At 28.9% G+C, this 13,054-nt stretch carries 9 protein-coding genes; 2 read left to right on the top strand and 7 right to left on the bottom strand.

Annotated elements, in window-relative coordinates; translation table 11 throughout:
* Window positions 1-201 precede the first annotated feature (201 nt).
* Window positions 202-675 carry a hypothetical protein gene (locus GFJ41_RS01090; protein ID WP_170074386.1) on the top strand — a complete coding sequence of 158 codons (474 nt, stop codon included), beginning with the start codon at window positions 202-204 and terminating at the stop codon, window positions 673-675.
* 157 nt (window positions 676-832) lie between these two features.
* On the opposite strand, the gene GFJ41_RS01085 is transcribed toward GFJ41_RS01090, so the two are convergent.
* Window positions 833-1,195, bottom strand: a complete 363-nt coding sequence (locus tag GFJ41_RS01085) for an HIT family protein (protein ID WP_170074385.1) — start codon at window positions 1,193-1,195, stop codon at window positions 833-835.
* A 47-nt stretch (window positions 1,196-1,242) separates the two neighbouring features.
* On the bottom strand, window positions 1,243-3,789 hold the full coding sequence (locus tag GFJ41_RS01080) for a DEAD/DEAH box helicase family protein (protein ID WP_226890205.1): 2,547 nt from the start codon (window positions 3,787-3,789) through the stop codon (window positions 1,243-1,245).
* A gap of 120 nt (window positions 3,790-3,909) precedes the next feature.
* Here GFJ41_RS01080 and GFJ41_RS01075 point away from each other — a divergent pair, with 120 nt between their 5' ends.
* Window positions 3,910-4,218 carry a nucleoside triphosphate pyrophosphohydrolase gene (locus tag GFJ41_RS01075; RefSeq protein ID WP_035113793.1) on the top strand — a complete coding sequence of 103 codons (309 nt, stop codon included), beginning with the start codon at window positions 3,910-3,912 and terminating at the stop codon, window positions 4,216-4,218.
* A 438-nt stretch (window positions 4,219-4,656) separates the two neighbouring features.
* Here GFJ41_RS01075 and GFJ41_RS01070 read toward each other — a convergent pair whose 3' ends face one another.
* The 5 genes from GFJ41_RS01070 to GFJ41_RS01050 form a co-directional block, all read right to left on the bottom strand.
* Window positions 4,657-6,216, bottom strand: a complete 1,560-nt coding sequence (locus tag GFJ41_RS01070) for an ABC transporter permease/substrate-binding protein (RefSeq protein ID WP_035113796.1) — start codon at window positions 6,214-6,216, stop codon at window positions 4,657-4,659.
* 1 nt (window position 6,217) lies between these two features.
* A complete protein-coding gene (locus GFJ41_RS01065; RefSeq protein WP_170074384.1) occupies window positions 6,218-7,345 on the bottom strand; it encodes an ABC transporter ATP-binding protein in 1,128 nt (375 codons plus the stop codon).
* A gap of 283 nt (window positions 7,346-7,628) precedes the next feature.
* Window positions 7,629-8,702, bottom strand: coding sequence for a 2,3-butanediol dehydrogenase (locus GFJ41_RS01060; RefSeq protein ID WP_170074383.1), 1,074 nt, complete (start codon window positions 8,700-8,702; stop codon window positions 7,629-7,631).
* A 239-nt stretch (window positions 8,703-8,941) separates the two neighbouring features.
* Window positions 8,942-10,879 (bottom strand): sigma-54-dependent Fis family transcriptional regulator, encoded by a 1,938-nt coding sequence (locus GFJ41_RS01055; protein ID WP_035113806.1) that lies wholly within the window; start codon window positions 10,877-10,879, stop codon window positions 8,942-8,944.
* Window positions 10,880-11,232: 353 nt separating this feature from the next.
* Window positions 11,233-12,618, bottom strand: a complete 1,386-nt coding sequence (locus GFJ41_RS01050; protein WP_081949170.1) for a peptide MFS transporter — start codon at window positions 12,616-12,618, stop codon at window positions 11,233-11,235.
* Between the last annotated feature and the right edge of the window lie 436 nt (window positions 12,619-13,054).

Genomic DNA, 13,054 nt, shown 5'->3' with positions numbered 1-13,054 from the left:
TTTAAAATACATTTTATTCCATTTTTTGACATCGTGTTATTTTCTAATACTCAACTAATATAATTCTTATATTCTATAAATGTGCCTATATAAACTGAATAATTAATTTTTAATTATTCAATTTATATCTTTATTGACATAAGTTCCCTTAGTTGTTAATCTGAAAAGACATTATATAAAATTTATTAAAGGGGAGTTTTCATGAAATTAATTAAAATACTAAGTTTAATTGGAGTATTACTTTTACTTAATGTAGGATGCGCTAATACAAAGTCAAGCTCATCAGAGTCTGAAACTAAAACTACTTCTATAAATAAAGAGATTCAAATTTTAGAAGTTAATTCTAACTTAAAAGATCGGTCTAATAAAGGGGAAAATAGTATATCATTTCTTCAAGAAGAAGCTAAAGGTGGTTTGGATTCAGGATCTAAAAAAGCATTTAATATTGATTTAAAAAAAGGTCAATCTTTAAAGATAAATACCGAAACAGAATACCCTATTACAATAATGTTAAAGGATAATTCTACTGAAAAATATGTATATAACAAAACTCAAATTCCTAAAAACAATTCTATTTTATTGAATGATGTTGATAAAAATGGTAATTATGAGTTAATGTTGGATTTTAATGAAATTGAAGTTTTTAATTTTCAAGTTTATATAGTTAATAACTAAAATTTTAAAATTAATACCCCTATGTCGAGCTTTACGATATAGGGGTATTATGCATAAGCAGTTTAGTGCTTCGGATAAAATATAAGTTTTTCTCCCAAAGCTATAAAGATGCTTTAAAGGTCGATAAAACTTATATATTTATCCTTCGCCAATTTTATTAATACTTCATTTTTTCAGGTATTACCCCTCTTACTCCACCTTTTGGGCAATTAGTATCTCCAAAATACCTTGGAATTAGATGTACATGAACATGCATCACAGTTTGTCCCGAAACTTCTCCACAGTTAACCCCTACATTATATCCATCTGGTGAATACTTTTCATCTAATAACTTCTTTCCTTCATCTACAAGTTTAAAAATAGCTTCTCTTTCCTCGTTAGTTATATCAAAGAAGTCTTTCACATGTCTTTTAGGAATGAATAACATATGCCCTTTATTTACTGGAAACTTGTCAAATATAGCATAAGCCAAATCATTTTCTAAAACATAATTTTCCATATCACAAAATATACAACTCATACTTTGCTCCTTTCTACTTTCATCAAAACTCAAACTTTATATGATTTTTACTTCTCAAATTTATCTTTATAAAACTTTTTCAATCTATAATCTATACAATCTTTAAACTCCTTAATAAAGATATCATTATCTAAAAACTCTAACATACGATTATCTAAACAAAACATATCTTCTTCCATATAAAAATATTCACTACTAGTTTTTAAAAAGGCATCTATAGGATTTTTCTTTGCATTATTTATAAACTTATCAGTGTATATAGCTTTTTCATCTTTTATATCTTTATCTTTCATAATAAAATATTTATTAGTTCCTGATTTATAAAAACTAATAAAAGATTCATTTAAATCACTATCACTAACTTTAGCTTTAACATTTCCATTATTATAGAAAGCTGATAATATAGGTATTTTATAAAACTTTTGCATCCCTGTAGTTGCTACCATATTTAAAAACTCTCCTGCAAATGAGTCTTTTAAAACTTTTTCAGCATCAGTTATTTCACCTATCTCTTGTAAATACACTAAGTAGTCTTTAAATATATCATTCTTACCTTTTATATTTATGTATATCTCATCTTCAGCATAAGTAAATATATCTAACCTAGATGGTCTATGTCCTACATATGACTTAATTCTAAAATACTCTTCAGTTATCTTGTCTTTTACCTTTTGATTTTCTTTTCTCATTCTTTCAAAAATATCCACAAGCCTAAAATCAAAATCTATAAAACAATCTTCAGGGAAATCTTCCTCCGAAGGCATATTTCTATTTGATGATGCATTTACTTTATTTTCACCTATTAGAAGATATGGTACTAAATTAGCCTTTTTATAGTTACCTATAAAATCTAATACATTTAAATACTTTTTATTTTTATCTTTTCTAAGTCCTCTTCCTAATTGTTGTAAAAATATAGTTGGTGACTCTGTAGGTCTTAAAAACATAACCATGTCTATACTTTTAACATCTAACCCTTCATTAAACATATCAACTGAAAATATAACTTTTAATTCTTCATCTCTTAGCTTATTTAAAGCTATATTTCTATCCTCGTTATATTCTCCTTCACTTCCACTATATACTGCACATGAAGGTATCCCTTGTTCATTAAAATATTTAGCCATAAATTCTGCATGAGATTTACTTGTACAGAACCCTAACGCCCTAGATGATTTATATTTTTTGTAATGATTAAATATTAAATCTGCTCTTTTATTTATGCTCAAAGCTTCTTGTAATTCCTTTGTGCTGTATTTTCCATTCTTATACTCTACTTCATCATAATTTACACTTTCATCATATATTCCATAGTATCTAAAAGGAACTAGCCAACCTTTATCAATTGCAGTTTTTAAAGTAGCTTCATAAACTGTGTTGTAGTCACATACACTAAAAACATCTTTATTATCTAACCTCTCTGGAGTAGCCGTAAGACCTAACATAAACTTAGGTTCAAAATAATTAATTATATTTTGATAGTTATTTGATACTGCATGGTGAAACTCATCTACAACTATATAGTCAAAATAGTCTCGTTCAAAATAATCTTCATTTAAATACGATTCTTTACCTAAGCTTTGTACAGATGCGAAAATAATATCTTTATTAGTATCTCTCTGAGAGTTCATAAAAAAGCCCATATTAAACTCTTCTTCACATCTTTTATAATCTTCAATCTCTATATTTTCAGATACCTTTAACGGTGTTTCTTTTTTGTTTTGTAGATAATCATAACTTTCTATATTGTTATCAACTACCACTATATTTTTATCTATTCGCTTATCTATTCTTATGGTCTTGAATGTTTCATAAGCTTGTTTTAATATTTCTTCTCTATGTGCGATAAATAATACTCTATTAAACTCTCTACTATCAAAAGCCGCTAAATATGTCTTTCCTATGCCTGTAGCTGCTACTACTAATCCCTTATCATTTCCAGCTTCTCTAGTTTTTCTAAGTTCATACAAAGCTTCTATTTGTGCACCTCTTGGCTCAAATATACTCAATACATTATTTTTTTCTTTTACATCCTTTTTAAACTCATCTACACCTATATTAGAATATACCTTAGGTCTTTTCCATGTTTTTGAGTAAGTCTCTAACTCTTGATCATTTACTATAATTGATTCATTGTAAAATAAATCTTCAAACATACCTTTAAAATATTTATAGTCATCTATATTTTTATATTGATCTATACGGTAATTCCATTCTATCCCTTCAGTTAGTGCTGATTTTGATAAATTTGAAGATCCTATAAATATTTCTCCTCCATCTTCATATTCAAATATATAAGCTTTGGGATGGAAGCTCCTTTTTGTGTCATTATAAAATCTTAAATCTACATTATCACCTAGTATATCTTTTATAAGATATAGTGCTGATGGTTGAGTTATATTTAAATAATTCCCTGTTAAAATTCTTATTGGTATATTTTTATTTGATATTTCTTCTAAGTCTTTTCTTAATAGCTTGACCCCGCTTTCCATAAGAAAAGATACTATAATATCTATACTTTTAGCTTTATAAAAGCTTTGTTTTATATGTTTATATAAATGGTCATTATTTCCTGTTATACAATTTAAGTTCATATACTCCCCTTTCATAAATATATATTATTACATATTTTTACTTTTATATTTTATCATGTTTTGACAAAGGTTATATGAACTTCTATAATTTAAATTGTAATTTTAAATTTGGAGGTAATTATGAAAGGTTACGATAAATTAGTCAGAGATAGAATACCTGAAATTATTGAATCTAGTGGGAATAAATGTGAAATTGAAGTTGTTAGTGATGAGATTGCACTAGAGTATCTTTATAAGAAGCTTAACGAGGAAGTTAGTGAACTTTTAGAAGATAAAAATCTTGATGAGATAGTTGATGTTATGGAGGTTTTATTTGCTATTGGATCTAAGTATGGTTATAGTGAAGAGGATGTTTTGAATAGAAGAAATGAGAAGAAAGATGCTAGAGGTGGTTTTGAGGGTAATTTAATATTGAAGAAAACTTGGTAATAATTATTTTTAAAAATATGTAAATTTTTAAATGTTTTAATTATCCTATTTTATACTTAATTTTTCAGATAATAAAGAGATATGTACAGTATATTTTAGCCACATTTCAAGCATCTTTTAGCTTGTGTAGCAAAATATAATATCCCTTTCCCCCACTATATAAAAGTCTAATCAGAACAGTATCTTAACAAAAACCGCAGCAAACGGTATAGCTATAATAGTTCTTTCTATCTGATGCCATAATTAAACAATTCCCTCAAAAGTTCAAGTAATTAATACGTAATAATTGATTTTATATACTATATTTATTAATTGTACAGACGTAGCTACTTTACTGCTCTTCTCTACCTAAATAAAGAGGGAGCCATATATGTTACAGCTACATTTCAAGCTTTTTCACAGCTTGTGTAGCAAAACATATATGGCTCCTTCTTGCCCCTACTCTTTAATTAACTTTTGTTCTATTAAAAACTCTTTTGCTACAGTATCTGGGTCCATATGTAGCTCATCTACCTTATAATTAAGCTCCATCATAATTTCCTCTGTTAAAACCGCACCTAAATCATTTAAAACAGGTTCAATTTCAGGATACTTCTCTAAAACATCACTTTTAACTATAGGCGTTACATAATATGGAGGGAAAAATTGTTTATCATCCTTAAGTAGTTTCAAATCAAATTTTTTGATTAAACCATCTGTAGTAAACGCATCTATTACATCTACATCTCCATTTTTTAAAGCAACATATCTAGGAGAACTATCTAATGCAACTTCATCTTTTAAATCAAAGTTGTACGCCTTTTTTAATCCTAAAAGCCCATCAGCTCTATTTAAAAATTCAAATGTAGTTCCTGACTTAAAGTCCTTTGAAACCTTAGCAAAATCACTTATTGTCTCTAAGTTATATTTTTTTGCTGTTTCTTTAGTTACAGCTAATGTATAAGTATTATTAAATTTCATTGGACTTAATACTTGTAAATCATTTTTTTCTTTCAAGTCACTTTTGACAGTGTTATAAACCTTATCCATATCATTCATAGGAGGATATTTAAGTATATCAGAATATGCAGTCCCCATATATTCTAAATACATATCAATCTCACCTGTGTTTAAAGCTGAAAAAATAACTTGTGTACCTCCAAGGTCAGTTTTCTTTTTAACTGATATATCAGTATTTTCTTCTATCATATATGCTGCTAAATTTGTTAAAATTGATTGTTCTGTAAAATCTTTTCCACCAATCGTTATAGACTTATCTTTTTTTACCCCACCTGTTATTGATGATGCAATTAAAGCTATTATTACAACAGCAGCACTTATTCCTATAATAGTTTTTGTGTGCTTTTTACTTTTAGTGTTTGTATTTTTTTGCATATTTTTAGGTGTAACTAATTTCTCTATAGTTGCAACAATAAAATCTACAGCTAAAGCAAGTAAACATGCTGGAATTGCACCCGCTAATATTTGACTATTGTTAACAGTTCTTATTCCTGAAAATACAAGGTATCCTAATCCTCCAGCTCCAATAAATGCAGCCATCGTCATAAGTCCTACCGCTGTTACAGCTGATATCCTAACCCCTGCCATAATGACAGGCAATGCTAGAGGAATTTGAACTTTCACTAGTATTTGAAATTTTGTTAATCCAATTCCTTTAGCTGCTTCTAAAGTATTTGGATTTATACTTTCTAACCCTGTATATGTGTTTTTAATTATAGGCAATAAAGAGTACATTATAACCGTTACTATTGCCGGTATTTTACCTATTCCTAAAAAAGGAATTAAAAATCCAAGTAATGCCATACTAGGAATTGCCTGAACTACATTTGCTACACTTAAAATTGGCTTACTCAATTTCTTTTTATAACTTATTAAAATCCCCAATGGCATTGCAATTAAAATAGCAATACATACAGATATTACAGTTAAGTTTATGTGTTCAATTAATAATGTTATTATTTGTTCTTTATTTTGAATAAAGTAGTTTAATAAATTCATTCTATTCCTCCTCTACTTCTAAATACTGCTGACTCAATGTAGTAACTAAACTACTTTTTGTAACTAATCCCTCAACAATTTTATTTTCATTGATAACTGGAATAGCTGAAATTTTATGTTTGTTTGTAATATTTAATGCATCTAAAATAGTGTCATTTGGTGTAAGTGTTGGAGTTTCATTCTTTACAATATCTCCAATTCTTTGAGACTTATTTTCTATATTTCTTATAAATTTAGCTTTTACAACTCCTATAAACTCTTTAGTTGTAGCATCATTAACTATAAGACTATCGACTTTATTTCTTCTCATTTTCTCAATACACTTTAATATTTGTAGTTCTGAACCACACATAATTGGATTTTCAATCATGATATCTGAAATTTTTATAAATTCAGGAGATGACCATATACGATTTTTACCTATGAAATTTGATACAAAGTTGTTTATTGGATTTTTTAAAATATTTTCAGGCGTGTCATACTGTACTACTTTTCCATCTTTCATTATACATATCATATCTGCAATTCTTATTGCCTCATCCATGTCATGCGTAACAAATATAATAGTTTTTTTAAATTTCGACTGTAATTCTACAAGCTCATCTTGTAAATCTACTCTTGTAATTGGATCTAATGCTGAGAAAGGCTCATCCATTAATATTATCTCTGGATCTGTTGCAAATGCTCTTGCTACACCTACCCTTTGTTGCTGTCCTCCACTTAGTTCAGAAGGATACCTATCTAGGTATTTTTCAGGATCAAGTCCTACCATGTTCATTAATCTATACGTACTCTCTTCAATCTTTGCATTATCTACTTTTTCAATTTTAGATATGATTTCAATATTTTCTCTGACAGTCATATGAGGAAATAATCCCGTTTGCTGAATGACATATCCTATATTTCTTCTAAGTTTAATAGGATCTATCTTTGAAATATCTTTTTCATCTATATAAATTTTTCCGTGACTTGGTTTTATTAATCTATTAATCATTTTTAGTAATGTTGTTTTTCCACATCCACTCGCCCCAATGATAGCTACAAGATTTCCTTTTTCTATTTCGAAAGAAACATCTGATAAAACATAATTACCATTAAACTTTTTTACTATATTCTCAAATTTGAGCATACTACCCCTCCCATCTTTTCAACATACAACTTATTTTTAATATAAAGTTGTTTCTTGTCGTAATATAATAGTAACACTTAAATTAGTCTCTTGTCAAATTTCACTAACTAAAACAAGAGAGATAAACAGTATATTTTAGCTACATTTCAAGCTTTTTTCCACCTTGTGTGGCAAAGGTTCCTTGCCCTTACATAAAGAAGGAGCCTTATATGCTGCAGCTACATTTCAAGCTTTTTTCTAGCTTGTGTAGCAAAGCATATAAGGCTCCTTCTCCCCTTCAACTTTATAGCAATTCTTTATCCGGAGTAACTAAAATCTTAACATGTTTTTTCTTTTCAGGCCCAGTTAACGTACCAAACCCTTCTTCAACAATATCATCTAAATGAATCTTCTTAGTTATATAACCTTCAGCTTTAATTCTTCCATCATTCATTTGAGCCATAGTTGCAGGAAACTCATGTCTATAAGCTAGTGTTCCTACAATTTTCTTTTCAGTAAACACCAAATCATTAGGATTAAAGTTTATAGGTTTTTCCCAAATACTAGTTATAACCATAGTACCTTCAAACTTCAAACTCTTAATACCTATATCAAATCCTATTTGTGCTCCAGTAGTTTCAAACACAGCATCTACACCCAATCCATCAGTAAGCTTTTTCACTTCTTCTGCTATATCAACTTCATTAGGATCTAAAACAAAATCTGCTCCAGCTCTTTTAGCATACTCTTGTCTAATAGACTTTCTTTGAAGAACAACTACTAACTTAGCTCCTGCTGCTTTTAAACATTCTATAGTTGCCAAACCTATTGGTCCTGACCCTAATACTAATACACTATCCCCTATTTTAAAATTAGATATTCTAATTGAATGTAGTGCAACAGCCATAGGTTCAACTAATGCTGCTTGTTCATAATCCATTCCATCTGGTATTTTATGAATAAATTCTTCTGGAAAAACTGTATACTCAGCAAGTCCTCCTCCACTTCCACAAAGTCCATGGAAGCCTAAAGATGAACATAAATTATACTTACCTTCTAAACAAGCTTCACATTTACCACATGCTACAATAGGCTCAACAATGACTCTATCTCCAATTTTAAATTTACTTACATCTTCACCTATTTCTACAACTTCCCCTGAAAACTCATGTCCTAAAACTACAGGTGCAACTCCTTTACTTACAGGATGAGGTTGCCCTACTGGAATAAATATAGGTCCTCCTAAGTATTCATGTAAGTCTGACCCACATATTCCACACCATTTAACTTTAATTTTCACATTATTTTTCGTAGCTTTTGGCTCTTCAATATCTTCTACCCTAACATCTCTTTTTCCATACCATAGTGCTGCTTTCATTCCCAAATCCTCCCTAAGTTTCATTATATAAAGTGTTAATTTATTCACATTTTATATAGCAACACCTATGCCAAAATATAAGTTATATATTTTATTTAATATACTTCTGTTGAAACCTAGTATTTCCAAGGAATTAGGTTATTTTCTTATATTTGTATAAATTTATATTTTACAAATTTACTTAAAATAAAAATAGCAAGTGTATCATTTCAATACATTTGCTATACCATTTTGAAACACTATATATTTTCTGTTTCATTTTGATACATTATATTATATTTATTAATTTTTCTATATAATGTAGACCTTCCTATATTTAATAATTTAGATACCATGACCATGTTTCCATTGCACTTTTTCATAGCTTCTTGTATGGCTTTTTTCTCTAACCAATCTAAAGGTATTATTTCTTTTTCTTTGTTTTCTTCATTTTTAAACATGTTTATATTATCTAATCTACTTATATTTATTAAGTTATTTTCACTTAGATAATAATCTCTTTCTATTATATTTCTAAGCTCTCTTATATTTCCTGGCCAATTATATTTTTTTAATTCCTGTATATATGAATAACTAACCTCTACATTATTACTTTTGTTCTTATGATTTAATTTTTCTACAAAGTGATTAACTAACACATCTATATCATCTATTCTTTCTCTTAAAGGAATAGTGTTTATATTCATTACACTTAACCTATAATATAAATCTTCTCTAAAGTTCTTTATAGCTATTTCATTTTTTAGTATCCTATTTGTTGCCCCAATAATTCTTACATCAAGTTGCTTTTCATATGTACCACCAACTCTAATCACTTTTCTATTATCTAAAACTCTAAGTAGTTTACTTTGCGTATCTAGTGGTAATTCCCCTATTTCATCTAAAAATATAGTCCCTCCATCAGCTAATTCAAACTTTCCTGGATGACCTTCCTTTGATGCTCCAGTAAATGCTCCTTTTTCGTATCCAAATAGTTCACTTTCAACTAACTCTCTAGGTATAGATGCACAGTTTATAGCAACAAAAGGTCCATTTTTTCTTTCACTAAAATTATGTATTGATTGAGCAACTAATTCTTTTCCTGTTCCACTTTCCCCTTCTATCAAGATATTACAATCTGTTTTTGATATCTTCTTTGCAAAAGAAATCATAGCTTTCATTTTTTCATTTTCAGTTATTATATCTTCAAACTTATATTGGGCTTTGTATCCCACTACTTTATTTACTAATTTATGAACTTTCTTTGCTTCATTAAAAGTTATTACAAAACCAGTATTGTTGCCATGTGTGTTTAATATAGTTATATTTACTACACACTTTATTCTATTAGAATTAATATAAAAATCGCACTCTATATTAGTTACTCTTTTATCTTCATTTAAAATCTCATAAAAATCTATATCTTTTAATATATTTTCAACATTTACCTTTATTAAATTATCTAATGATGTATTTAATATTTTTAAAGCTCTTCCATTTACTTTTTTTATGCTTAAATCTTGATTAACAACAATCATACCTTCTGATATAGAGTCAAAAGTAATATTTAGTAATTTATATGAAAGAGTTAAAGCTAGTTGATTTTGAATTGACTTAGCTGCAGCTGTTACAATTCCTAGAGTATGTGAATGTGCATCATAATAATTTCCAGACATATTTATACAACCTATTAAGTTGTTATCCTCATCATAAATTGGAGATGCTGAACAAGTCCAAGAATGTTGATTTTTACCATAATGCTCTGCTCCTATTGTTTGTATCGGTTTATTAAGATATATAGCGGTTCCTATTGCATTTGTCCCAACTATATTTTCAGTCCATAGCTCTCCTTTTAAAAAGTTTAACTCGTTAGCCCTATCCATTATATCTTTATCTCCAATAACTTCGATAATATATCCATCCTTATCAGCTAACATAATTGCAAATCCTGAACCTGAAACCATACTATATATACCTTCCATAATAGGCTTTGATACAGAAATAAGCTCACTATTTTTTTCTATTAAAATTTTAATATTATGATGCTTTACACTTCCACAACCATTATTATAATCAACACCATAAGACTTACATCTTATCCAAGAATCTCTTATATCTTTTCTAACACTTAAATCAACTTCCCCTGTATTAATAAATCTCTTCCACGCATTTTCAATAAAGTTTATATAATCTCCCATATGCATAACTCCAATACCTGTATATTTACTAATCTATATCTATTTTATTTCAAATACCAACCTTATACAATCACCTTTCAAAATAAGATGGATAGATAATATATTTTAGGCATATTTCAAGCATCTTTTTAGCTTGTGTGCCAAAACTTTACTTGCTCTTTCCCCTAATATAAAGAGGGATGGTTATTGTATTTTAGCCACATTTCAAGCTTCTTTCCAGCTTGTGTGGCAAAATATAATAACTATCCCTCGCCCCCAACACAAAGAGGGAGTACTATTGTGTTTTAGCTACATTTCAAGCATCTTTCCAGCTTGTGTAGCAAAACATAATAGTACTCCCTCTACTTTATTATCTATGCTATAGACTTTTCTTTTCCATTAGTTTCTTCATCTTCAACAAGACTATTTAACTTCTTATCAAATATAAATAGTAATGCAGCTGCAACGAATAATATAACAGGTATAACAGTGTATACAGTTATCATATCGAATTTTAAAGTAAAGTCATATAAATATCCGTAACTCTTTCCAGCAACGAAAGTTGCGAAAGTCCAAACTCCCATTAAAACTGCTAATACTCTCTTAGGAGCATACTTACTTACAAATGAGTTTCCAAGTGGTGAGAAGAACATCTCTCCCATACTTAATAAAACTCCAAATGCAACTATCCAAAGTATACTAGCCTTAGCTGTATCAGGAGCACCTATTCCTCTTGCAAACTCTGCTCCAACTAGCATAAAGAATGATAATCCTAAGAATATAAATCCTAATCCAGTTTTCTTAAATAAACTTATATCCCCTTGAGGTCTCTTTGAAAGCTTTAACCATAAAGCTGCAAATATTGGACCTAATACTATACAAGTTAATGCATTTAATGAGTCAAACCAAGCTAAAGGTACTTCAAATCCTCCAACATTCATATCAACGAATGCTGCACCATAATCATAAACCGCAAGATAAGTTAAATACCAGAATAGCCAGAATAATACAGAGAAAGCAGAAACTAAAACTATAGCCCATATTCTCTTTTTATCTGTACGAGTTAAAGGTGTATTATCCTTAGCCTCAGTTTTCTCAGCAACAACACCTTCTTTGAAAGGTCTCTTTCCTGCATCTCCTAAGAATCTCCATCCAAAGATGAACCATAATCCACCTACAACACATAAAATTGCTGCAAGGAAGAAACATTGAGAAAATCCTAATACTCCATTTTTAGCAAATGTTTGAGCATATAAAACTCCAACTGCTGTAGTTCCTACAAAAGAACCTATATTAACAAATGAATATTGAACAGAGAAAGCTGAATCTAGCTCTTCTTGATTCTTAAACAATTGTCCATTTACAGCTGAAACATTTCCTTTGAAAAACGCTGTCCCAATTGCTACCAAAATAACCATTAAACCTACCATAGATGATGATGTAGCTATTGATCCTATATAATAACCTGCCCCCATAATAAACATACCTAAAGGTATTGTATATCTAGCACCTATCCATCTATCAGATATATATCCACCGATTATAGGTGAAAGATAAGTAAATGCTACAAGGTTTGCTTGCATCATAGCTGCTTGCCCTTTTTCTATACCTAAACCACCGTTAACTACTGCTGTAATTAAGAAGATATAGATTAGGTATTTTGAAGCATAGTACGCTGCTCTCTCAAATGAGAACGTAGTTGCACAAATATAAAATCCCATTGGAAATTTATTTTTTTTCTTCACTGCTGTTGTACTCATAATTTCACTCGTCCTTTCTTAAGTATAATATAATTTCATGTTCATTGGTGATAACTTAAGATAATTACGCATGTTATTGTTTTCCTGGCCCCTTTATTTAAGGTTAACGTTTTCATTTTTAATCAAATTATAATGTCTGATGTCATGCCTTAATGCCCTCTATACAAAACCCCTCGTAGTTATCTTGTTGACTAAATATTATCATATTCGACAAGTTTGTACAATCCCTTAAATTATAAATTAATTATAAATTTTCTTTTTGTTTACAATTTTCAAATATATTAGAATTTAATTGTTAAATTTTTCATAAAAAAGTCAGGCAACAAAAGTTGACTGACCTATTTTAACTTATACTTTTTTATTTATAATAGTACTTAGAAATCCCAATTTAAATTTAATATTTTTCAATTTACAACAATTTCAATATCGAAATTTC

It is taken from the genome of Paraclostridium dentum (assembly GCF_012922555.1).
In the GTDB taxonomy this organism is placed as follows: Bacteria; Bacillota; Clostridia; order Peptostreptococcales; family Peptostreptococcaceae; genus Paraclostridium; species Paraclostridium dentum.
Note: the sequence above shows the minus strand (reverse complement) of the source record. Positions and strands in the feature narration are given on the sequence as shown.